General features: G+C 63.1%; 21 protein-coding genes. 9 read left to right on the plus strand and 12 right to left on the minus strand.

The genetic code is table 11. From position 1 onward, the window contains the following. Positions 1 to 90 precede the first annotated feature (90 nt). Entirely contained in the window at positions 91 to 1,182 is a 1,092-nt protein-coding gene (locus H1S03_RS05740) for a class II histone deacetylase (RefSeq protein ID WP_185803553.1), read from the minus strand. A gap of 126 nt (positions 1,183 to 1,308) precedes the next feature. On the opposite strand from H1S03_RS05740, the gene H1S03_RS05745 reads away from it, so the two are divergent. Beyond that, positions 1,309 to 1,836, plus strand: a complete 528-nt coding sequence (locus tag H1S03_RS05745) for a L,D-transpeptidase (protein WP_185803554.1) — start codon at positions 1,309 to 1,311, stop codon at positions 1,834 to 1,836. Here H1S03_RS05745 and H1S03_RS05750 read toward each other — a convergent pair. Beyond that, complete coding sequence (locus tag H1S03_RS05750; protein WP_185803555.1) at positions 1,829 to 2,428, minus strand: ParA family protein; 600 nt, start codon at positions 2,426 to 2,428, stop codon at positions 1,829 to 1,831. The genes H1S03_RS05745 and H1S03_RS05750 overlap by 8 nt on opposite strands. Positions 2,429 to 2,529: 101 nt before the next feature. On the opposite strand from H1S03_RS05750, the gene H1S03_RS05755 reads away from it, so the two are divergent. Next, positions 2,530 to 4,011 carry a flavin-containing monooxygenase gene (locus tag H1S03_RS05755; RefSeq protein WP_221892602.1) on the plus strand — a complete coding sequence of 494 codons (1,482 nt, stop codon included), beginning with the start codon at positions 2,530 to 2,532 and terminating at the stop codon, positions 4,009 to 4,011. Here H1S03_RS05755 and H1S03_RS05760 read toward each other — a convergent pair. The 8 genes from H1S03_RS05760 to H1S03_RS05795 form a co-directional block, all read right to left on the minus strand. Then, positions 3,987 to 4,217, minus strand: a complete 231-nt coding sequence (locus H1S03_RS05760) for a hypothetical protein (RefSeq protein ID WP_185803556.1) — start codon at positions 4,215 to 4,217, stop codon at positions 3,987 to 3,989. The genes H1S03_RS05755 and H1S03_RS05760 overlap by 25 nt on opposite strands. A gap of 9 nt (positions 4,218 to 4,226) precedes the next feature. Further along, positions 4,227 to 4,727 (minus strand): GNAT family N-acetyltransferase, encoded by a 501-nt coding sequence (locus H1S03_RS05765; protein ID WP_185803557.1) that lies wholly within the window; start codon positions 4,725 to 4,727, stop codon positions 4,227 to 4,229. Next, positions 4,724 to 6,103 carry a 30S ribosomal protein S12 methylthiotransferase RimO gene (rimO, locus tag H1S03_RS05770; protein WP_185803558.1) on the minus strand — a complete coding sequence of 460 codons (1,380 nt, stop codon included), beginning with the start codon at positions 6,101 to 6,103 and terminating at the stop codon, positions 4,724 to 4,726. The genes H1S03_RS05765 and rimO overlap by 4 nt, the downstream gene beginning before the upstream one ends. Positions 6,104 to 6,259: 156 nt before the next feature. Beyond that, a complete protein-coding gene (locus tag H1S03_RS05775; protein WP_185803559.1) occupies positions 6,260 to 7,501 on the minus strand; it encodes a GAF domain-containing sensor histidine kinase in 1,242 nt (413 codons plus the stop codon). A 203-nt stretch (positions 7,502 to 7,704) separates the two neighbouring features. Then, a complete protein-coding gene (gene ligD, locus H1S03_RS05780; protein WP_185803560.1) occupies positions 7,705 to 10,164 on the minus strand; it encodes a DNA ligase D in 2,460 nt (819 codons plus the stop codon). After that, positions 10,165 to 10,992 carry a non-homologous end joining protein Ku gene (gene ku, locus H1S03_RS05785; RefSeq protein ID WP_185803561.1) on the minus strand — a complete coding sequence of 276 codons (828 nt, stop codon included), beginning with the start codon at positions 10,990 to 10,992 and terminating at the stop codon, positions 10,165 to 10,167. A gap of 163 nt (positions 10,993 to 11,155) precedes the next feature. Beyond that, on the minus strand, positions 11,156 to 11,932 hold the full coding sequence (locus tag H1S03_RS05790) for a COG3904 family protein (protein ID WP_185803562.1): 777 nt from the start codon (positions 11,930 to 11,932) through the stop codon (positions 11,156 to 11,158). After that, positions 11,933 to 13,210 carry a hypothetical protein gene (locus H1S03_RS05795; protein WP_185803563.1) on the minus strand — a complete coding sequence of 426 codons (1,278 nt, stop codon included), beginning with the start codon at positions 13,208 to 13,210 and terminating at the stop codon, positions 11,933 to 11,935. A 134-nt stretch (positions 13,211 to 13,344) separates the two neighbouring features. Here H1S03_RS05795 and mgtE point away from each other — a divergent pair, with 134 nt between their 5' ends. Further along, positions 13,345 to 14,724, plus strand: a complete 1,380-nt coding sequence (mgtE, locus tag H1S03_RS05800) for a magnesium transporter (protein WP_185803564.1) — start codon at positions 13,345 to 13,347, stop codon at positions 14,722 to 14,724. 83 nt (positions 14,725 to 14,807) lie between these two features. Here the strand turns inward: mgtE and H1S03_RS05805 are convergent, their stop codons facing one another. Next, complete coding sequence (locus tag H1S03_RS05805) at positions 14,808 to 15,146, minus strand: DUF3140 domain-containing protein (protein ID WP_185803565.1); 339 nt, start codon at positions 15,144 to 15,146, stop codon at positions 14,808 to 14,810. Between the two features lie 146 nt (positions 15,147 to 15,292). On the opposite strand from H1S03_RS05805, the gene H1S03_RS05810 reads away from it, so the two are divergent. The 5 genes from H1S03_RS05810 (at position 15,293) to infB (ending at position 21,621) form a co-directional block, all read left to right on the plus strand. Further along, positions 15,293 to 15,976, plus strand: a complete 684-nt coding sequence (locus H1S03_RS05810; RefSeq protein ID WP_185803566.1) for a type 1 glutamine amidotransferase domain-containing protein — start codon at positions 15,293 to 15,295, stop codon at positions 15,974 to 15,976. A gap of 191 nt (positions 15,977 to 16,167) precedes the next feature. Next, a complete protein-coding gene (rimP, locus tag H1S03_RS05815; RefSeq protein ID WP_166189096.1) occupies positions 16,168 to 16,731 on the plus strand; it encodes a ribosome maturation factor RimP in 564 nt (187 codons plus the stop codon). A gap of 6 nt (positions 16,732 to 16,737) precedes the next feature. Next, the gene (gene nusA / locus H1S03_RS05820) at positions 16,738 to 18,369 is read left to right on the plus strand and encodes a transcription termination factor NusA (protein WP_166189099.1); all 1,632 of its coding nucleotides are present in this window, start codon (positions 16,738 to 16,740) and stop codon (positions 18,367 to 18,369) included. A gap of 24 nt (positions 18,370 to 18,393) precedes the next feature. After that, positions 18,394 to 19,005 carry an RNA-binding protein gene (locus H1S03_RS05825; RefSeq protein WP_185803567.1) on the plus strand — a complete coding sequence of 204 codons (612 nt, stop codon included), beginning with the start codon at positions 18,394 to 18,396 and terminating at the stop codon, positions 19,003 to 19,005. Positions 19,006 to 19,083: 78 nt separating this feature from the next. Next, complete coding sequence (infB, locus tag H1S03_RS05830; protein ID WP_185803568.1) at positions 19,084 to 21,621, plus strand: translation initiation factor IF-2; 2,538 nt, start codon at positions 19,084 to 19,086, stop codon at positions 21,619 to 21,621. Positions 21,622 to 21,737: 116 nt separating this feature from the next. Here infB and hppD read toward each other — a convergent pair whose 3' ends face one another. Further along, complete coding sequence (gene hppD, locus H1S03_RS05835; protein WP_185803569.1) at positions 21,738 to 22,838, minus strand: 4-hydroxyphenylpyruvate dioxygenase; 1,101 nt, start codon at positions 22,836 to 22,838, stop codon at positions 21,738 to 21,740. Between the two features lie 134 nt (positions 22,839 to 22,972). On the opposite strand from hppD, the gene H1S03_RS05840 reads away from it, so the two are divergent. Then, a complete protein-coding gene (locus H1S03_RS05840; protein WP_185803570.1) occupies positions 22,973 to 23,437 on the plus strand; it encodes an Lrp/AsnC family transcriptional regulator in 465 nt (154 codons plus the stop codon). Positions 23,438 to 23,518 lie beyond the last annotated feature (81 nt).

Here is a 23,518-nt window from a genome sequence, read left to right on the forward strand (position 1 = left end):
GTTAACGACTTTGGCGCGATGGAATGCCCGCCGCAGCCCAGCCACGAGGCAGCGCGGCAGTGTCATCGGCAACCATCGTAACCGTCGGTTTCATCGGCAACCATTGTAAACGGCGATCTCGTCGATCAGTTCGCGGTACATGGCGTTCATCCGCTCATCCGGTTGTTGTGCCGTAATCCGGGGGCTGAGGGGATCCGGCGCTACAATCTGACTGCGCGCCATTTCGCCCAGGACCGCGTGGCCGCAGAATGGCACGTGGACCTCGGAATATCCGCCCTCATGCGCCATGGCCAGACGACCGGCGCACAGCTCGTCCGCTGCCTCCATCATGCTGCGTGTCATGGCCGCGAAGGTATCGGACCCGGCCATCATGCGGCCCAGGGGGTCCACGCCGCTGGCGTCGAAGCCACATGCGACGATTATTATGTCCGGTTTGAAGGTGCTCAGCACAGGGCGCACCACCTGCTCCACCGCATAAGTATAGGCCACGTGCCCCCCGCCCGGGGGCAGTGGGATATTGACGTTGCTGCGCGCATCGGTCTGCACGCCGCCGGTTGTCCAGGGATAGTTGGCCGCCTGATGGAGCGAGACGGTCAGAACGTCCGGGTCGTCAGCAAAGATAGCCTCCGTCCCATTGCCATGATGCACGTCCCAATCGACAACGGCGAAGCGTTCGGCCAACCCGGCAGCCTTCGCCGCCTCGATGGCGACGGCAATATTTGCCAGCAAGCAATAGCCCATGGGCGTATCGGGCAGACAGTGATGCCCGGGCGGGCGGCTTAGCGCATAGGCGTTGTCGAAATGTCCGCGCAGCACCCCATCCACGGCGGCGATCACCAGCCCGGTGGACAACGCCGCGATCTCGAACCCGCCGGGGCCGAAGGGTGTCCGCTCCCCCAACTCCCCGCCACCCGTGTCGGACAGGCGTTTGAATTCGTTCAGGTAGTCCGCAGGATGCACCCGGCGCAAGGCCTCCTGCGTTGCCTCCGGCGCGGTGCGGATATCCAGATCGCGCGACAGGCCCGTGACCTCGATCAGATTGCGCAGGCGGCGCTTTGTCTCGGGGCTTTCGGGCAATCCGCCGGCGACCAGGGGCTGCACCAGCCCGCCGACAGGTGCGACCAGGGCGTAATTTCCGCCTGAGTGCCAGAAGCACCGCTCATCACTGAAAAACGCCGTCATCGTACCCTCCGCATTTTTGGGCAGTTGAGACCGATGGGAACCGGATTGCAACTCACCGCGTTTGAAAACTGAGCGGCTGGTGAGGGGCATCATCGGTCAATGTATTGTAATTCAGAGGTTTTTATCATGTCTGCAACCCACTTTTCACGCCGCGCCGCCCTTGCAACGCTTGCAGGTGGTGCATTGATGGTCCCCTCGATCACGAGGGCCGCGACCGTTGCGGACTGGACGCCATATTTTCCGAACATCACGCGCGGCGGGCTGCATTTTTCGACGGATGCCCGGCAATTGACATGGTGGGCGCCCGGCGGAACGATCAGCCGGGTGATGACCTCCGCCGTTCCTCGGAGTGAGGATCTGACCCGGCGCGGCAGCACCGAGGTCGTGCGCAAGCAGCGCAATCCCAGTTGGTCCCCGACGCCCGACATGCTGGCCAAGAACCCCGATATTCGCCCCACGCCGGGCGGTGCGCCGGACAATCCGCTGGGCAGTTACGCCCTGTATTTCGATTGGACCTATTACGCGGTTCACGGCACCAACAATCCCGACAGTGTCGGTACGGCTGCATCCTCCGGTTGTTTCCGTCTGGCGGCCGAGGATATCGAGTTCCTGTATTATACCGTTCAGGTCGGCACGCCGGTCGTCGTCAGCTGATCGCGTCGATTTCGGCAGCGATGGCGGCGACCTCGATTGCCGCCTTCGATCTGGGCTGAAGTTCGGCGGCTGCCTTTCCCATCGCGAAGGCTTGCTGAAAGATCACGCGGTTTCCCAGATGCTGATCCAGCAGATCTGCCTCCAACGCCTCACGCGCGTCCTGTGCAGCGCGCCCCGTTGGCGGCACGCGGTTGAGCAGGACACGCAGGGGCGTTTTCTCCTTCTTCGCCATCTCAAGCACCGGTTCCAGGGCCCACAGGTCCATCATCGACGGCTGGGAGGGCGCGATGACCAGATCGCTGTCCCGGATCGTCGCACGCAACAGGATATCCGCGTTTCCCGGGCAATCGACCAGCACCAGATCGGCCTTGCGTGCCGCTGCCCGGATGTCGGAGCCGGCCTTCCAGTCGGAACTGGCCGTACACGCCATGTCGGATCGCATCGCGGCCCAGCGGGTCAGCGATCCCTGCGGATCCAGATCGACCAATGCGACCTTGCTCCCGGATGCCAGCCAGTGATGGGCGAGTTGCGTCAGAACGGTCGTCTTTCCTGCGCCGCCTTTCTGCTGTGCGAACGTAACGATCCGGCTCATAACTCTCTCCCGCAGTGCAATATTCGTCAGAGTGACGCCTTTCGCGGGTAAAGAGAAACAAAATCGACTTGTGCTTGCGTGGATGTCGCAATGTGCTCCAAATGACGACCGAAAGGGGGGCCGGGATGCCGGACGCGGATGTCATCATCGTCGGCGCAGGCCTGTCGGGCATCTGCGCCGCAAGCCTGTTGAGCGCCAAGCGCCCCGCGGATCGCGTCATTGTGCTGGAGGCACGGGAGGCCATCGGCGGCACCTGGGATCTGTTTCGCTATCCCGGTATCCGTTCGGACAGCGACATGCATACGCTGGGGTATTCCTTTCGCCCCTGGCGGGGGCAGAAGGCGATAACCGACGGTGGCTCCATCCTGAGCTACATCCGCGACACGGCGCGGGAGCAGGATGTCGAACGGCTGATCCGGTTCAGGCACCGGCTGTTGGCGGCAAACTGGGACGGGACGGCGCAACACTGGGAATTGCGCGTTCAAACCCCGGAGGGGCAGATCACGCTGACCACACGCTTCCTGCTCGGTTGTACGGGATATTACGACTATGAGGCCGGGTATCAGCCGGATTTTGCGGGGCAGGAGGATTTTGCCGGTCCGCTGGTGCACCCCCAGCACTGGCCCGAGGGGTTGGACTGGCACGGCAAGCGGATCGCCGTCATCGGCAGCGGCGCCACCGCCATCACCCTCGTACCGGAGCTGGCGCGAAAGGCCGCCCATGTCAGCATGATTCAGCGCACCCCCTCCTACGTGGCGGGAATGCCAGCCCGCGACAGGCTGGGGGACAGGGTGAAGCGTATCCTGCCCGAACGGGCCGCCTATGCCGCGATCAGATGGAAAAACATCCTGATGGGGATGGGCACGTATCAGGCGACGCAGCTTTGGCCCGGTTTCATCGGGCGGCTGCTGGCTAGGAAAGCGGCGGAGCGTTCGGGCACGGATCCGGCGGATTTCCACGCCCCCTACGGACCCTGGGAACAGCGGTTGTGCCTCGCGCCGGACGGGGATTTGTTCGATGCGCTGCGCACGGGGCGCGCCAGCATCACGACCGGCCAGATCGCCGGGTTCGCGCCGGACGGCGTTCGCATGGAAAGCGGTGATCTGATCCCTGCGGATGTGATCGTTGTCGCCACAGGGCTGCGGATGCGCCTTGGCGGAGGCGCGGCCCTGTCGCTGGACGGCGCGGCGCTGCGCTTTGCCGATCACGTCTCCTACAAGGGGGCGATGCTGTCGGACGTGCCGAATTTCGCGCAGATGTTCGGCTATACCAATGCGAGCTGGACGCTGAAATGCGAATTGATCGCCCGTTGGGTCATTCGGCTGCTGGACCGGATGGAGGCGGTGGGCGCGACCGTGGCGACGCCGGTGCCACCGCAGGATCTGAAGCTGCGCAGCGCGGTGCCGCTATCGTCAGGATATGTTCAGCGGGCACACGGAACGCTGCCGATGCAGGGCGACCGCGGCCCATGGCGCGTGCATCAGAACTACCTCAGGGATGTCTACGCGTTTCGCTATGCGCCGGTCGATGACGGGGCGATGGTGCTTTCCACCGTGGATCAGTCCTTCTCCACGCGGGCGTAGCTCCCCTCGGGCAGGTCGAGAGCGGCGTGCAGATCGCGCAATTGCGAGGTGGTCAGCATCAGCACCTGAACCTTGCCCATGCGTGGATCCAACTGTTCCACCCGCGCACCGTCGTCGAAGATGGTGATCGTTACATCCTCGGTCGCGGGGGTGTCACCGACCAGGGTCACGACGGTCGCATCGAATTCATGTTCTATGGTAAACATGACCCAAGCCTAGGACGCTTCGCCGGCGTGGACCAGTGCGGAAATGTCAGCCCAGTCGAACCGGATCGCCGTCGAGGGAAAGTCATAATCCGGATCCGGGCCGCGCCAGGTCTCTACCGCGCCGAGGCGTTCGTAGAACCGCCGCGCGCCATCATTGCCCGCGACGATATACAGATATGCGGAACTGATGCCATTTTTCGCGATGCGGGCGAAGGCCGCGCCCAGCAATCGGGGGCCAAGTCCGGCGCCCTGTGCGAAATCTGCGACGTGAAGCGCGTCCACATAGGCCGGATTCGCCGCGTCCACGCTGACGAAGCCCGCCAGACTATTTCCCTGCATGGCGACCAGGGTCGTCCCCTCGGGCAGGACCGCCCATTTTTTGGCAAGCTGTGCGCGCGCCCCGTCATTCAAATAATCGGCGGGCAGCAATTCGGCATATGTCGCGCGCCAGCTTTGCAGATGCAGTGCGGCGATTGCGGGCAGATCGGCGGGCGTGGCGCTCCGGATCAAACCGGGGTGCCCCACAGATCGTATTCGCTGGCCTCATCCACCTGGACGTTGACGAAATCGCCGGGCTTGAGGTCCGCGAACCCCTCGTCGATGAACAGGTTGCCGTCGATTTCGGGGGCGTCGGCCTTGGTGCGGCAGACGGCGCCTTCCTCATCCACGCTGTCCACGATGACCTGCTGGATGGAGCCGACCTTGGCCTCCAGCTTTTGCGCGGAGATACGCTGCGCGACCTCCATGAACCGCGCGTAGCGGTCCTCCTTCACCTCCTCCGGCACATGGTCGGGCAGGGTGTTGGAGCGGGCGCCGGTAACGTTCTCGTATTTGAAGGCTCCGACGCGATCCAGCCGCGCCTCCTCCATCCAGTCGAGCAGGTGCTGGAATTCCGCCTCCGTCTCACCGGGATAGCCGACGATGAAGGTGGAGCGCAGGACGATCTGGGGATTGATATCGCGCCATGTCGCGATCCGCTCCAGCGTTTTGGACGACGCGGCGGGACGGGCCATGCGTTTGAGCACGTCGGGATGCGAATGCTGAAAGGGAATGTCCAGATAGGGCAGCAAATTGTCGCCCATATGCGGGATCAGCTTGTCCACATGCGGGTAGGGATAGACGTAATGCAGGCGCACCCATGCGCCCAGCTTGGCCATCTCCCGGCTCAGATCCTCCATGTGGGTGCGGACCTCGCCGCCCTTCCACGGATGCAGGTCATGCTTGCGATCCACGCCATAGGCGGAGGTATCCTGCGAGATCACGAGGATTTCCTTCACCCCGCTTTCCACCAACTTCTCCGCCTCGCGCAGGACGGCATGGACAGGGCGGGAGGACAACCTGCCGCGCATGTCGGGGATGATGCAGAACTTGCACTTGTGATTGCAGCCCTCGGAAATCTTCAGATAGGCGTAGTGGCGCGGCGTCAGTTTCAGTCCCGCAGGCGGCATCAGGTCGATGAAGGGATCGGGGTCCGGCGGGACGGCGGAATGTACCGCGTCCAGAACCTGTTCATATTGATGCGGCCCGGTCACGGCCATGACGGAGGGATGGGTGCCGCGGATATAGTCTTCCTCCGCCCCCAGACAGCCCGTCACGATGACCTTGCCGTTTTCGCGCAGGGCCTCGCCTATCGCCTCCAGCGACTCGGCCTTGGCACTGTCGAGGAAACCGCAGGTGTTCACGATGACACTGTCGGCCCCGGCATAGTCGCCCGTGATCGCGTAGCCTTCGGAGCGCAATCTTGTCAGGATGCGTTCGGAATCCACCAGCGCCTTGGGGCACCCGAGGGAGACCATGCCGATGGTCGGCTGGCCGGGGCGCGCGGTGCCGCGGATCACGGCAGCCGGGGCGAGGTCGGGGCGAAGGTCTGGTGGATTGGTGCTCATCCCCGCCTCATACATCCAGTTTCGCCCCACGAAAAGCGCGCAGTTCGTGTGCGACACGCCATGTCGCAACGAAAGGAGGGCATGATGAGCGAATGTTCCGCCTCCTCGACGGGGGGGCGGAATGCGCCGCTCCTTCGAAGGTGCATCCGGGCGGTATCAGGCGGCGATTGACAGGGCAGGCATTTTGAACGCGAAAATGGTGGTTCCGTCCTCGCATGTCACATCGATCCGGCCACTATGGGCCACTGCGATTGACGAGGCGATATAAAGGCCGAGGCCCAGCCCCTCTCCATTCGCATGAACGCCGCGTTGGAATGGGTGGAACAGATTTTCCTGCAACTCGTCGGGGACAGCCTCGCCCTGATTGGCGACACTGATCTCGATTCCGCATTCGCGCATCAGGCCGCGCACCTCGATCGGCGTGCCGGGGGTTGCGTAGCGAACGGCGTTCGACAGCAGATTCGAGATTGCCTGCGCGACGCGCGGCGCATCGCAGCTGACCGGCTGGTCAAAGGCCAGATCAAGCAGGATTTCGTTCTGCGGCGATGCCGCGCGAATTTCCTCGACGATCTGGGTGATGACTTGCGTCAACGGCGCATCCGGCGTGGCGGAAATGCGGATGCCACCGCCAAGCCGTGCCTTGGCGTGCATCATGATGTTTTCGATCAGGTCGTTCATGCGATGCAGCGAGGACCGCATGAACGGCAGGATTTTTCGCGCTCCCTCGGTCAGAGGTTCCCTGTCCAGTTGGCGAAAGCCTGCATCCAGCGCCGCCACCGGATTGCGAAGGTCGTGGCCCAGCACCGCCACGAACTCCTCCTGAATTCGGGCCAGTTCGCGCTCCTGCTCACCCAGCCGCTTCTCTGCCTCCAGCTGCTCCTCAGTCTCAAGGCTGCGGCCGATGATGTCGGCGAACATCTCAAGCATCGCCACCGCGCGCGGGTGCTTGATATCGCGAGGTTCCGTGTCGATCGCGCAGAGGGTGCCGAAAAAGCTGCCATCGCTGCGGTAAATCGGGATCGAGGCGTAGCTGACGATCCCGAACTTGGCCGCGATGGGGTGGTTTCCATAGACATCGTCGGTTGCGGTGTCGTTGAACAGGACTTTGTTCGACGTTTCCCGAACCGACTGGCAAAAGGTCGACTGGATCTCAATCTCATCACCCTCGGCCAGGCCGAAGTTGACCTCGTCAACGGTGCGGCACGCCACCCAGCGGTCGGCGGTCACCCGCGCCACTGCCGCAAAGCGCATGTTTGTGGCCAGCATGACGGTTTCGAGGATGGTGCCGACAAGATCGCTGCCCGCCAGAATCTGAATATCGGCCTGGAAATCGTGGTCTCCCGCCAGAAAGGCGCTGTGATCCTGGATCACCGGCTGCTGCAGCGCGTTGTCATTCATTCTTGTCTCCTGAAGGATGGCACTCGCGGTGACACTAGCGAAACGATCAGCAAAGAGTTGCAAATATTTGCTGGAGCGCACGGACAATATGGCAAATGTATAGGGGAGGCAATATGGTCTAGAATGCTGCCAATGGAACGCCGTGTCAGGCTATACCATGTCAGGTCAGCATGAACGCGATCCATTTTGTTCGGCTTGGGTGGCTACTTTTCCGACAGGGACTGAAGCGCGTCGATGACGCCATCGCTCAAGCTCTGCAGGTTCTTTTGTGTTTCCAGCCCCGGACAGTCCAGTTTCAGCCGCGCCGCCATATCGGCCATGGAAAAGCGGTTGGCACCCTCCAGCGTTTTCAGCTCCTCCCACGTCACCGGCACCGCCACGGGCGCACCGGCGCGGGCGCGCAGGGAGTAGGGCGAAATGGCCGTGGCGCCGCGTTCGTTGCGCAGCCAGTCGATGAAGATGCGACCCCGACGCTTGGATTTGGACATCGTCGCCGTGTAGCGATCCGGGTAGCGGGTGGCCATGACATGCGCGAAGGTCTTGGCGAACAGCTTGACCGTGTCCCAGCCGCGGGTGCGCCGCAGCGCTATCCACACATGCACCCCCTTGCCGCCCGTCACGATTGCCCCACTGTCGAGGCCCAGTTCCGCCAGAGTATCGCGCAATTCAAAGGCTGCATCGCGCACATGGCCCCAGCCAAGCCCCTCGTCCGGGTCGAGGTCGAAGACCAGACGGTCGGGCCGGTCCAGCCTGTCGGTGCGCGCGCCCCAGATGTGGAATTCGATGCTGCCCATCTGCGCCGCCGCGATCAGGCTTTGCGGTCGCGTGGCATAAAGGTAATCGGCCATGTCGCCATCGCTTTCCTCGATGCTGATGCGGGACAGTTCATCCGGCATGCCGCCGCCATCATGCTTCTGGAAAAAACATGACGCGTCGATGCCTGACGGGCAGCGATACAGCGACAGGGGGCGATGCCCGCTCAATGCGATCAGGCGTTCGCCGATCCGGGCGTAATGGCGTGCCACATCGCCCTTGGTGCAGCCTGAATCGGGAAATACCGGACGCTCCGCGCTGCTGATGCGGATGCCCTGAACGGTGGTTTCGCTGTCTTGCTGCATCGGTTCCTCCAATCGCACCTCGTCGGCCGGCTTGTCGTCGCGCAGGCCCAGAAAGCTGGCATGCCTGACATAGCCGTCGTCGGTGAATTCCGCGAACTCCACTTCGGCCACGAGGTTCGGGCGCACCCAATGCGCATCCTCCGCGATCTCGTCAGGAACATCGGCGCAGGGCGGTGTCTTGCGCGGCACGACAGCGTCCATCAGATCTGTCATCGCGGCATCGGAAAATCCTGTTCCCACGCGGCCCTTGTAGCACAGCGCATCGCCCTGATGGCTGGCCAGCAGAAGCGAGGCAAACGGGCGTCCTGCCTTGTCCGAGGGGGAGTAGCCGATGATGACGAATTCCTGTCTGCGCGTGCATTTGACCTTGCGCCAGGCCTTGCTGCGGGTGCCGCGATAGGGGGCGTCGATACGCTTGCTGATGATCCCCTCGGCCCCGGCTTTGCAGGCGCTGGCAAAGACCTGCGCCCCGTTGCCGACGATATGTTCGCTCAGCCGCAGCGGGCCGCCGGGCTGCACACCTGAGAGCAGACCGGCCAGCCGTTCCCGCCGCTCGATCTGCGGTGCCTTGCGCAGATCCTCACCGTCGATGTTCAGCAGGTCGAAGGCGAAGAAGACCAGCGCGTGACCCTGCTTCAGCGCCTGTTGCAGCGAGGAGAACGCAGAGCCCTGAATGCGGGCGGCCATCACCTCCCCGTCGATCAGCGCGGCATCACAGGGCAGCGGGTCGAAGGCACCGTCCAGCGCGTGAAACCGGTCGGTCCAGTCCTTGCCCGACCGGGTATAGAGCCGCGTTCCGCCCTTTCCCAGCGCTGCAAGGCAACGGTAGCCGTCAAACTTTGTCTCATGCAGCCAGTCGTCGCCCTCGGGCGCGCTATCGACCAATGTGGCAAGTTGCAGCTTCGCAAAGGCGGGGCGTTTCCGGTTGCGGGTGGTTGTGTTCTCAGGCGGGGTCTTGGCGGGGGCGTCGGCGGCGATTTCCTTCATCGTGCGGCCGGTCTTCACGGATAGGGCTGTGCCCGTGGTCAAGGCATCGGCATCATCGCGGGCGTAATCGTCACGCTCCTTGATCAGCAGCCAGTTTTCACGCTTTTCCTTCGGCTTTCCGCGCATCCGCACCAATGTCCAGCCGCCCTTCATGCGCTGGCCTTGCAGGGTGAATTTCAGCTTGCCGTCCTTCAGGCCCTCTTCGATGTCCTCCTGCGGGACCCAACTGCCGGTATCCCACAGCATGACCGTGCCGCCGCCATATTCGCCCTTCGCGATCGTGCCCTCGAAATCGCCATAGTCCAGCGGATGATCCTCCGTGCGCACGGCCAGTCGTTTTTTGGACGGGTCGGGGGAGGGTCCCTTGGTCACGGCCCAGCTGAGCAGGACGCCGTTCCATTCCAGCCGGAAATCGTAGTGCAGTCGGGACGCCGCGTGTTTCTGAACCAGGAATCGCCGCCGAGCCTGGGACGTTCCGACCTGACCGCGCGGCTCCGCCGTGCGGGAGAAATCCCGCTTTCGGTTGTATTCCGCCAAGGGATCGGGGGATTTGGCCATCTAGGATGCCTTTTTGCCGGATGCCTTCTTCTTCTTGCCGTCCGCGTCCTTCAGGCTTTGTTTCAGGGCGCTCATCAGGTCGACCACGTTGCTGTCGCCGCCGGTGTCATCATCGTCGGTGCGCACGCGTGGGGTCTTCTTGTTCTTGATCTTGGCATCCAGCAGCGTCTGCATCGCCTCGGCATATTTGTCGTGATAGGCGGCGGCGTCGAACGGCGCGCTCTTGCGGTCGATCAGCGAGGTCGCGACCTCCAGCAGATCCTCATCGACCTTGTCATCCTCGATATCGGTGAAGATCTCGTCGGCCTCGCGCAGCTCATCCTCGTAATGCAGGGTTTCCATCAGCAGGCCGTCACCGCAGGGTTTCACGGCAGCCAGATATTCCTTGCCCCGCATCGTGACCTGACCCAGCCCCACCTTGCCCGCCTGCCGCAGCGCATCGCGCACCACGCGGTAGGCATCCTGCGCCAGATCATCCGAAGCGCTGATGTAATACGGCTTGTCGAAATAGAGCGGCGGGATTTCGCAGGCGTCGACGAATTGAACCAGCTCGAAGGTCTTTTTCGTCTCCAGCTTGATCGCGTCAATCTCGTCCGGGTCCAGCAGGATGTATTCGTCGTCATCGACCTCGTAGCCCTTGACGATGTCGTCGCTCTTGATGGGGCCGATGCCGGGCACGGATTTTTCATAGCGGATACGCTTGCCGGACGGTTTGTGGATCTGGCGGAACGATACGCGCGCACCCGTTTTGCTGGCCGAGAATATCTCGACCGGGATGGAGACGAGCGACAGGCGAAGCTGTCCTTTCCAAAGCGCGCGCGGTGCCATCTTGGTCCTCTCCTGCGAATGTGGGCCGCCATGATCGAAGGCGGGGTTTCTTAAGATATAGATTTCACCCGGCAATCGTTCCACATTTTAGACCTGAAACTGTATTGTGCATGGGGCTTGCGGCGTCAGTCGTTCCGCCAGATGGGCGAGGGGCACATAATCGTTAGTCCGTCAGGACAGTGGCGACCTCGTATTCCTCGATCTGTTCGGGCAGCAGGTAATAGACCTCCTCGGGCGGAGTTTGCAGGGCATGGGTCTGAACGCGCGGATCGACGCCCATTGTTGCAGTATGTTCCAGCACCTCGCCCTGAATCGCCTGTACCTGACGCGCCGCCTGCGCACCTGACAGGAAACTGCCCTCCAGAAAGGCCGCCTGATGCATCCCGACCCAGGACCGGCGGCTGACCGTGCGTTCGATGCCCGAAAACAGGATCAGCGGGCAGGCGGAGGCGCAGGCCGCATCCGGGGTCAGCAATGTGTCGTATTCCGCAGCGCGCACCAACTGCCCCATGCGCAGGGCCTCCTGCACCACACCGCCGGGGGAATGCAGGGCGATGGTGTCGATCCGCTGCCCGTCGAGAGCGGCTTCGAACCGGTCGGACGTACCAGCGGAGATGAAGCCGGACAGCAGCATCACACGACCGAAATCGGGGGTTTCCTCGATGGTGAAGGCCATATCCTCCATCTGCGTGGGCAGCGGAATCGGCCCGCCCTGCCTGCCGTCGCGCGCGGGAACGGTGGTCGGGCGGTAGCGACGAACCTGATCGCCCGGCGCGGCAGGCTCCGTGATCGCGGGGGAGACATCGCCGCCCCGCATTCCGGTCCAGACGGCGGACGCATCCGACCAGACGAGAAAACCCGCGATCCCCAGTTGAGCGATCAGGACCGCCCCCAGAATGCGCGGCAGCGGCAGGTTGGTGGCGCGCAGCAGCAGGCCCATCTAGTCGCGGACCGTGTGGATGGCCGCGACCTTTTCGGCGCGGGTGGCGTCGGGACGGGCCCCTTCGATCCGGTCGAGCGCACGCATCGCGGCCTCCAGATCGTCCAGCGTCATGGCGCGGGCGGGGTCGCCGCGACTCTCGCCCTCTCGTATTGCCGCCTGCGTGACGGCGAGGATCAGCACGAGCACCGCCGGAAGCAGATCAATGGCGATAGCGCCCGCCCAGCTGGGCACGAAGTTACCGGCGTAGCGGATGACCGCATCAGCGGTGGAGATCGGAGTGTAGGTCGTCTCCTCCGGCTGGGGCAGGGCCTGAACCTCCTGCGCGGCAATGGCGAGGGTCTCGGCCCGCAGTTCCAGCGCCTCAAGCACCGAGGTGATCGTCGCGTTCTGCGCGTCACGAATGGTCGCGGTGCGGTCAAGCTCCGGCAGGATCACGGATGCGGCCAGGTCGTTCGCCGCCCGCTCCACCAACGGGGCGACGGACATTTGGCGCAAGTCTGTGATGACCCCGGCAAGGCGCACGGATTGCTCGGCGAACGCGACGGAGCGCTGTTCGACAGCGCCGCTGGCCACGATCAGGCTGCGCATCCGGCTGAGGATCTCGTTGCCCTGCGCGAAGGCCGCGTCGATGCCGATGCTTTGCGCCTCGATCAGCGATTGCAGGGAGGCCAGCTCATCCGCCTTTTGCGTCAGAACGCGGTAGACGGCCCCCTGACCGCCGACGCCCGACAGGGCGCCCGATGCCTCCTGCTGGCTGAGCGCGGTAAACCCGTCGCTGGCGCGCGCCACGTCCAGGCCCAGACCCTGCGCCGCCTGCGCGTTGGAATTCGCCCGCTCCAGCGCCGCCTGATAATCCTGCACGGTCACGGCGAGGTGCTGCTCCACCGCGGCCGACCCGGCCAGCGCTGCGGCATTCAGCCATGAGGACATCGCAACGATTGCCAGACTGCCGAGCACGGTGGCAAGCCCCAGCCCGATACGCGAACCCGCGCCGGTCAGCGCGGGCAGGATGCGCATGACGTAGGACCAGAACACGAAGATGCCCACCGACACCGCGACCGAATACGCCACGGCGGCGAAGATCGACATCGCGCCGGTCTGTTCCAGCAAGCCGGACACGCCCAGATAGGTGTAGATGCCCGACGCGACCGCCAGAACGCCCAGTGCCAACGGCGTGAAGGTATCCAGCCACCGGACATGCCCCCGCAGCTCCCGCGCGGCGCGTACGCCGGACTGACCTGTCTGGTCTGGCTGCTCGGCGTGCTGATCTGTCATGGAACGCTCCTCAATGAGTCTATGGCAAATATGGCGGATCGACCCAGTTTCAAAGACGACCGAATGCCGGGCCGCCTTTCAACCGGTCTTGCACGTGCTAAAACATGATCTGAACACCGACCGAGGGGACTACCATGGCCGAAAGCCCGCAAGAGCTGCACAAGAACGAGGATGTCTATGCGCTCAACGCAGCGGCGGTCGAGGCGATCCTCGCGGCGATGGAGGCCGGCGATCGTGATCGGTTGATCGAGTTTCTGGGCCACATGCACCCCGCCGACGTGGCCGACCTGTTGGAGCAGATCGAACAACCCAGACGGATCCGGCTGATCGAGATGTGGGGATCGGACATTGACCCCGAGGTTCTGTCCGAGCTTGAGGAAGGCGCCCGCGACGACGTTCTCAATACGCTGACGGCGGATCAGCTCGGCTCCGCTGTGCAGGAGCTGGACACCGACGACATGGTCTACCTCGTCGAGGATCTGGACGATGCGGACAAGGAGGAGCTGCTCGATCAGCTGGACGACGCGGACCGGGTCGCTGTCGAACAATCGCTGACCTATCCCGAATACTCCGCCGGTCGCCTGATGCAGCGCGACATGGTCACCGCGCCCGCGCATTGGACGGTTGGCGACGTGATCGACTACATGCGCGCGTCAGACGATCTGCCCGAACAGTTCTACGATATCATCATCGTCGATCCGGCGATGCGCCCGATCGGTGAGGTCAGGCTGGGTCGCGTGATGGCGCATCCGCGCAGTGTAAAGCTGGAACACATCATGGAAAAGGACCTGCGCACGATCCCGGTGGATCAGTCGCAGGAGGACGTCGCCTACGCCTTCAACCAGTATCACATGATCCAGGCCCCGGTGGTAAATGCCGACGGACGACTGGTCGGAATCATCACCATCGACGATGCGATGGACGTGCTGGAGGATGAGGCGGAGGAGGACATGCGCCTGCTGGCTGGTGTGGGGGACGAGGAGATCTCGGACACGACCTGGCAGATCGCGCGGCAGCGCTTTCCCTGGCTTCTCGTGAACCTGTTCACGGCGATCCTGGCCTCGATCGTGATCTCTCTGTTCTCCTCGACAATCGAGGCGGTGGTGGCGCTGGCCGTTCTGATGCCCATCGTGGCCAGCATGGGGGGCAACGGGGCGACGCAGACCCTGACGGTCGCGGTGCGGGCCATCGCGACGCGCGATTTGACAGGATCGAACGCCATGCGGGTGGTGCGCCGCGAATTGGTCGCCGGCACGTTGAACGGCATAGCCTTCGCCGCGATTATCGCCGTTGTCGGGATCATCTGGTTCGGCAATCCGATGCTGGGCGTCGTTCTGGCCATCGCGATGATCGGCAACATGGCGATTGCGGGGCTGGCGGGAATACTCGTGCCGCTGAGCCTGGACAAGTTCGGCGCCGACCCCGCACTTGCCTCGGGCACCTTCGTGACGACAGTGACGGATGTGGTTGGCTTCATGCTGTTTCTGGGGCTGGCGTCGCTGCTGCTGTTGTAACCCGCGCATTTCACTTTCCCGATACATCCCCGCCGGAGGCTTCTGGACCCTCGCCCGGACGTTCCGTCATATTGCTGATCGTTCTAGCCTGATTTCTGCGGATCGTGCCCCCAGTTCATCAGGCTGTAGCGCCACGCGGAATGTTCCATGTCCTCGTCCGGGCCGCCCTGGGCGAGGTGCCGTTTGATATAGCCCGTGACCTTGGCCATATGATCCCATTGATCGTCCGAGATATCGTCCTTGTTGGTCCGCTTGATCCTCACGATGCGGCGACCTGATTTGTGCCCGGTGCTTTCCCCGCTGCCAGTGTCTCCAACAGACTTGCTTTCATCGGTTTCGAGCCAGTCTTCCAGCTCCTTCGGGGCCATGTTGACCAGATCGCGCCACGCGTCCCAGATTTCGTCTCTGCTTTTCGTACTCATCACATTCCTCCCGTGCATTTCTGCGGTGGTGAATGAACGGCACGGGGCGGGCGGGGTTCCTGCGGCGGAACGTCCGGGTGAGAGGGCGCGTTGGTGTGCGCTGAACATTGCAGCCCCCCACAAGATATATTCCAGGAGATTTACAGATGACCAAATCCATTCTGATGATTCTGACATCGCACGACACCTTGGGCGATACCGGAGAGAAGACGGGCTTCTGGCTCGAAGAATTCGCGGCCCCCTATTTCGTCTTTCGCGATGCGGGGCATGAGATCGTCCTGGCCTCGCCTGCGGGCGGGCAGCCGCCGCTGGACCCCAAGAGCGATGCGGAGGACGCGCAAACCGACGCAACCCGGCGGTTCAAGGCGGACCCGGCAGCGCAGAGCGCATTGGCCAACACGCGCCCGCTGGCCGAAATATCCGAAGATGCGTTCGACGCCGTGTTCTATCCCGGTGGTCACGGTCCCATGTGGGATCTGGTGGGTGATGTGAAATCCGTCGCGCTGACCGAGGCGTTCTGGGCTGCGGGCAAGCCTATCGGGGCCGTGTGCCATGCCCCGATCATCTTCAAGCATGCCAGGACGCAGACCGGCGATTATATTGTCGCGGACCGCGACGTCACCGGCTTCACCAATGGTGAGGAGGACGCCGTCGGCCTGACCGATGTCGTGCCGCATCTGGTTGAGGATGTGCTGAAGGAGCGTGGCGGCAACTATGCCAAGGCGGACGATTTCGCGCCCTTCGTGCGGATCGACGGCCATCTTGTGACCGGGCAAAACCCCGCATCCTCGGAAGGGGCGGCAAAGGCGCTGCTGGGTTTGCTGGGCTAGTCGCTGCCGGACGGGATGTCGCGGCCCCGGCATCGTTGCCGGGGCTTGCGCATCCGGGTGGTTGGTTCTATGTTGCGTTCCAACAGCGACTGTCGGCCTCCACCCCCGATACTCACCGAAACACGCAACGGGCCGCTGGCCCGTTTTTTTATGCCCGAAACTTTTTCATACCCGAAACTTGGCGAGTGCCCATGACCGACATGATTGCAAAGGCGTCCATCGACCGGCGCATCCACGACATCATCGCCCCCGCGGTGGAGGATATGGGATTCGAGATCGTGCGCATCCGCTTCATGGGGGGCAAGACCAAGGTCGTGCAGATCATGGCGGAAAGGCCCGAGGGCGGCATCGAGGTGGACGATTGCGCGAAGATCTCGCAAGCCGTCTCTGCGCTGCTGGATGTCGAGGATCCGATCGAGGGGGAATACGCGCTCGAAGTATCCTCACCCGGGATCGACCGCCCGCTGACGCGCCTCAAGGATTTCGAGCGTTACGAGGGCTATCAGGCCAAGGTCGAGACAACGGAACTGATCGACAACCGCCGCCGGTTCAATGGTGAGTTGCGCGGCGTTCAGGACGGTGAAATCCTGATCGAGATCGCCGAGGGCATCGTTGGTCTGCAATTCGACTGGCTGGCCGATGCCAAACTGATTCTGACGGACGAGCTGATCGCGGAAAGCCTTAAGGCCCGCGACACCAAGCTCGAAGGATTTGACGAGATCATCGAGGATGATGCCTCGAACGAAGAGGAGTGACGGACAATGGCAACGGTTGCGGCAAACAAGCTCGAACTGCTTCAGATCGCCGACGCGGTCGCGCGTGAGAAGATGATCGACCCCGGTCTGGTCATCGAGGCGCTGGAGGAAAGCTATTCCAAGGCGGCGAAGGCCCGCTACGGCGCGGATTACGATATCCGCGCGTCCATTGATCGCAAGACCGGCGATCTGACCATGACCCGCGTGCGCACCGTGGTCGAGGAGGTCGAGGATCACTTCACCGAACTGGACCTGCACGACGCGAGAGAGATCGACCCGAACGCCCAGATCGGCACCGAACTGTCCGACCCCTTGCCGCACATGGATTTCAGCCGCATCGGCGCCCAGTCGGCCAAGCAGGTCATCATGCAGCGTGTGCGTGAGGCCGAGCGTGAGCGTCAGTACGAGGAATTCAAGGACCGCAAGGGCACGATCATCAACGGTCTGGTCAAGCGGACGGAATACGGCAACGTCATCGTCGATGTCGGCCGGGGTGAGGCGATGCTGCGCCGCGACCAACTTATCCAGCGCGAGGCATTCCGCAACGGCGACCGCATCCGCGCCTATATCAAGGACGTGCGTCTGGAGCAGCGCGGCCCGCAGATATTCCTGTCGCGCACCGCGCCGGAATTCATGGCCGAACTGTTCAAGATGGAAGTGCCCGAGATTTATGACGGCGTGATCGAGATCAAGGCCGTGGCCCGTGATCCCGGCAGCCGCGCGAAGATCGGTGTCATCTCCTACGATTCGGGCATCGACCCGGTCGGGGCCTGCGTCGGCATGCGCGGCAGCCGCGTTCAGGCCGTCGTGAACGAGTTGAACGGTGAGAAGATCGACATCATCCCGTGGAACGACGACGCCGCGACCTTCCTGGTCAACGCGCTGCAACCTGCCGAGGTCGCAAAAGTCGTGATGGATGAGGATGCCGGCCGGATCGAGGTCGTTGTACCGGATGAGCAGCTGAGCCTCGCCATCGGACGTCGTGGTCAGAACGTGCGTCTGGCCAGCCAGCTGACCGGCTGGGACATCGACATCATGACCGAGGCCGAGGAATCCGAACGTCGTCAGGCGGAATTCGCGGAACGCTCCAAGCTGTTCATGGATTCGCTCGATGCGGATGAAATGGTGGCGCAGCTTCTGGTTTCCGAAGGGTTCACCAACCTTGAGGAAGTCGCCTACGTGGAAATCGAGGAACTGTCGGGCATCGACGGCTTCGATGAGGAAACGGCGCAGGAGCTTCAGGCCCGTGCGCGCGACGCGCTGGACGCGATCAACGCCGCCGCGACCGAGAAGGCCCGCGAGATGGGCGTCGAGGATTCGCTGTTCGAGTTTGAGGGTCTGACCCCGCAGATGATCGTGGCGCTGGCCGAGGACGGCATCAAGAACCTGACCGATTTCGCGCAATGCGCGGATTGGGAGCTCGCTGGCGGCTACACCACCGTAGACGGCAAGCGGGTCAAGGATGATGGCTTGCTGGAGCAATTCGACGTCAGTCTGGAGGAAGCCAAGGAACTGGTGCTGACCGCGCGGGTTCTGCTGGGTTATATCGACGCGGACGAAATGGTCGCGCAGCAGGCAGCGGATGCCGAGGCTGCCGCCGCGGCCGAGGCCGGCGAAGAAGAGGAAGCCGAGGGCTGATTGCAGCCTTCGGAAGGGTATACCGTGAGCAGGGGTGGACGCGATAAAGACCGCAGTGAGCCGGAACGGCGCTGCATCGCCACGGGGGTGAGCGGGCCGACCGCCCCCCTCGTGCGCTTTGTTGTGGGGCCGGAGGGGGACGTGTTTCCCGACGTGGCCGAAAAGGCGCCCGGACGCGGCATGTGGGTCAGCGCAGACCGCGCGGCGATTGACCTGGCGGTAAAGAAAAACCTGTTCAGCCGGTCCGCAAAGGCCCCGGTAAAGGCCCCCGCCGACCTGTCGGAGCGGGTCGAGGCATTGCTGACGCGGCGACTTCAGGACGCGCTGGCCCTTGCCAGAAAGGCCGGGCTGGCCCATATGGGGTTCGATACGGTCCACCGACGGTTGAAGTCCGCTCCGGTCGCCGCATTGATCGAAGCTAGCGACGGATCGGAGGCGCAGCGCGCCAAGCTCCGCCCGATGGCTGGGGAAGCACCCGTGATTTCCTGCCTTTCAAGGGAAGAATTGGGTTTGGCATTCCGCCGGGATAATGTGATACATGCCGCGCTGGACGCAGGTGGTGTCACGAAGACGGTCCTCAGGGAGGCGTCGCGGCTCAATGGGCTGCGGGGCCATGAGGCCGTTTCGATAGACTGACCGCCGCGATACACGCGACGGACGGGATGGATTTGGGCGACGGGGCAAAGGGGCTCCGACGAAAAGGTTAAGGTCAGTATGAGCGACAACAAAGGCGACGGCGACAAGGGCAGGACGATCGGAACACGCGGTGGCGGGACCGAGACGAGCCGGGTCCGGCAAAGCTTCTCTCACGGGCGGTCCAAATCCGTCGTGGTGGAGAAGAAGCGGAAGCGTGTCGTGGTGCCAAAACCCGGTACGGCCGCGACCTCGGGTGCGAACGCCGCACAGGTCCGCAGCGCACAGGGTGGCGCCAACGCAGCCGTGTCCGACAGTGAGATTGATCGCCGCCGCCGCGCCTTGATGGCCGCGAAGGCGTCTGAAGCCGATCGTATCGCCAAGGAAAAGGAAGCCGAGGAACGCCGCAAGGCGGAGCTGGCCTCCCTGCGCGAACAAAAGGAATCGAAGGAGCGCGAGGCGGCCGAGGCCGAAGCCCGCGCCGTAGCCGAGGCCGAGGCCAAGGCGATGCAGGAGGCCGAGGAGGCCAAGCGCAAGTCCGACGAGGAAGCGCGCGCCCGCAACAAACCGCGTGGCAAGAAGGAGGAGAACGTCGTCTCCCCCGCCGACGCGCCCGCACCGCCCAACGAGGTCGAAGGCCCGCGCCGCACCGCGCCCGGCTCCGCGCCCAAGCGTGACGACCGCCGTGAGGACCGCAACGCCAAGAAATCTACGGGTGGTGACAAGCGTCGCTCCGGCAAGCTGACCATCAACCAGGCGATGGGTGAGGGCGGCCGCCAGAAATCCATGGCCGCGATGCGCCGTCGTCAGGAACGTCAGGCCCGCAAGGGTGGCGGATCGAACGAGCCGCGTGAAAAGGTGGTTCGCGACGTGAAACTGCCCGAGGCGATCACGGTGGCCGAACTTGCCAACCGCATGGCCGAGCGTGTGGCCTCCGTCGTGAAATCCCTGATGCAGAACGGCATCATGGCGACTCAGAACCAGAGCATCGACGCCGATACCGCCGAGCTGATCATCGAGGAGTTCGGCCACCGCGTCGTTCGCGTCTCGGATGCGGATGTCGAGGATGTCATCACCACCGTTGTGGACGATCCCGCAGACATGAAGCCACGCGCCCCGGTCATCACGATCATGGGCCACGTCGATCACGGCAAGACTTCGCTGCTGGACGCGATTCGCAAAACGAACGTTGTCTCGGGTGAGGCTGGCGGTATCACGCAGCATATCGGTGCCTATCAGATCAGAACGGATGACGGGACGCTGCTCAGCTTCCTCGACACGCCGGGTCACGCCGCGTTCACCTCGATGCGCGCACGTGGTGCTCAGGTCACGGATATCGTGATCCTGGTGGTTGCCGCCGACGATTCGGTCATGCCGCAGACCATTGAGGCCATCGCCCATGCGAAGGCCGCGAAGGTTCCGATGATCGTCGCCATCAACAAGATCGACCGCCCCGGCGCCGATCCGATGAAGGTGCGCACCCAGCTTCTGCAGCACGAAGTCGTCGTCGAGGCGATGTCGGGCGACGTGCTGGATGTCGAGGTCTCCGCCGTTACGGGTGAGGGGCTGGACAAGCTGCTGGAGAACATCACGCTTCAGGCCGAATTGCTCGAACTGCGCGCCAACCCCGACCGCGCCGCCGATGGCGCCGTGATCGAGGCGAAGCTGGACGTGGGCCGCGGCCCCGTTGCCACGGTTCTGGTCCAGAACGGCACGTTGCGCCGCGGCGATATCTTCGTTGTGGGTGAACAATGGGGCCGGGTCCGTGCGCTGATCAACGATCAGGGTGAGCGGGTCGAGGAGGCCGGACCTTCGGTTCCGGTGGAGGTTCTGGGCCTGAACGGCACACCCGAGGCTGGCGACGTTCTTAACGTTGTGCCGGATGAGGCGCGTGCCCGTGAGATCGCGGAATACCGCCAGCAACTCGCGAAGGACAAGCGCGCCGCAGCCGGTGCCGCAACCACGCTGGATCAGCTTCTGGCGAAGGCCAAGGCGGACGAGGACGTTTCCGAACTGCCCATCGTGGTCAAGGCGGACGTTCAGGGTTCGGCCGAGGCGATCGTGCAGGCGATGGAGAAGATCGGCAACGACGAGGTTCGGGTGCGGGTTCTGCACTCCGGCGTTGGTGCCGTCACCGAGAGCGACGTGACCCTGGCCGAGGCCGCGGGCGCGCCGATCATCGGCTTCAACGTCCGGGCGAATGCACCTGCGCGTGAGGCGGCGAACCAGAAAGGTCTGGAAATCCGCTACTACTCGATCATCTACGATCTGGTCGATGATGTGAAGGCGGCGGCCTCCGGCCTGCTGTCGGCGGAGGTTCGCGAATCCTTCATCGGGTACGCGTCGATCAAGGAGGTCTTCAAGGTCTCCAATGTCGGCAAGGTCGCGGGTTGTGTCGTCACCGAAGGTGTGGCGCGGCGTTCCGCCGGTGTGCGCCTGCTGCGCGACAACGTCGTCATCCATCAGGGCAAGCTCAAGACGCTCAAGCGCTTCAAGGATGAGGTCAAGGAAGTCCAGAGCGGCCAGGAATGCGGTATGGCGTTCGAGAACTACGAGGATATTCGCGAAGGCGATGTCATCGAAATCTTCGAGACGGAGGAGATCGAGCGCACGCTCTGATCCCCGCCCGGCTCAACCAAAAGGCCCGCCATCACTGGCGGGCCTTTTGCGTATTCGGGGGATGTCGCCGGGGCATCCTGGCGTTGATGCCTCCGGCTTTGATGGTCGAATTCGGGTCAGGCGCCGACGACGCCGCGCGCGATCTGATCGGCCTCGATGCTTTCGAACAGGGCCCTGAAATTGCCCTCACCGAACCCGTCATCGCCCTTGCGCTGAATGAACTCGAAGAAGATCGGCCCGATCACCGTTTTCGAGAAGATTTGCAGCAGGATACGGGTTTCACCACCGTCCACCACGCCCTCACCGTCGATCAGCACACCGTGCTTCATCATCTTGTCCACTGGTTCCTCATGCCCGACGACGCGGTCATGGCTTAGCTCGTAATAGGTTGCCGGGGGCGGAGGCATGAACCGGATGCCCTTGTCGTGGATTTGATCGATGGATGTATAGATATCCTCGGACCCGACGGCGATGTGCTGAATGCCTTCGCCGTTGTAGCGCTTGAGGTATTCGACGATCTGCCCCTTGTCCCCGCGATCCTCGTTGATCGGAATGCGGATCTTGCCGCAGGGGGAGGTCAGCGCGCGGCTGAACAAACCTGTGAACTTCCCCTCGATGTCGAAGAAGCGGATTTCGCGGAACTTGAAGGTGTCGCAGTAGAACTTGAACCACGTGTCCATGTTCCCCTTCACCACGTTGTGCGTCAGGTGATCGAGGTAATAGAAGCCGACGCCCTCGGGCTTCGGGTCGCGTGCACCGGTCCATTCAAAGTCGCTATCATAGGGCGAGCGGCCGTCATCGTAGTCGTCGATGAAGTACAGCAACGATCCGCCGATCCCGATGACTGCCGGGGCGTCTATGCTCTTGCCCGTACCGGTATATTCCGTGGCACCCGTGTCCAGCGCCCGCTTCAACGCCACCTTTGCGTCGACCACACGCCAGGCCATCGCAGGGGCGCAGGGGCCGTGATCCTCGACGAATTGGGCCGCGTGACTGCCGGGCTCCCGGTTGACGATGTAATTGATGTCACCCTGACGATAGAGCGTGATGTCCTTGCTCTTGTGCTGCGCCACCGGTGTATATCCCATCGAGCGGAAGAGGGTGTCCAGCTTTTCGGGTTCAGGATGGGCGAACTCCACAAATTCGAATCCATCGGTTCCTGCCGGATTGGAATCGGAGATCGTGGCCTTCGGCGCATCGTGTGGAAACGGACCCATGTTGAGCCTCCCTTGCATGTGAATTTGTCCGAACGTACCGTCCGTAACATGCGATCGGTGCGCAAAAATTTCTGTTTATGGCTATGTTGTGCGTGTAAATTTCAGAGAATAGGAAAACAATGCGAGGGATTTTCATGGCAGGCCGAATCGATGCGTTCGACCGTGCTCTGCTGACATGTCTGCAGGGCAATTCCCGTCTGACGGCTGCTGAGTTGGCGGAAAAACTGCATCTCAGCCCCTCGCAATGCGCCCGCAGGCGGCAGCGGTTGGAGGAGGACGGATATATCGTCGGCTATCGCGCGGTGGTGGATGCCGCGCGCATAGGCGCCTCGGTCGAGGCCTTCGTTCAGGTCACGATGGCCGCCCACAGCCGTGAGAACGCGCAGGATTTCGTGCGAATGGCCGAGCGAACGCAGGCCGTGGTCAGTGTCTGGACCCTGACGGGGGAGGCCGATTACATGCTGCGCGTGTTCTGCGCCGATCTGACTGCTCTGAACGAGCTGGTGCAACGAACCCTGCTGCCGCATCCGGCGGTGGCCCGGGTGCAGAGCCAGATCGTGATGGAACGCTTGAAGGACAATGCGCCGATAGCGCCCTAGGGTGTGTCCCCATAATCAGGCTTCCCCATTCGTTCGTCGCGTGATTCAGTATCTCCGACAGAGGAGGTTGTGATGCGGCGA

Origin of the sequence: Pontivivens nitratireducens (assembly GCF_014235845.1) — a bacterium.
Classification (GTDB): Bacteria; Pseudomonadota; Alphaproteobacteria; order Rhodobacterales; family Rhodobacteraceae; genus Pontivivens; species Pontivivens nitratireducens.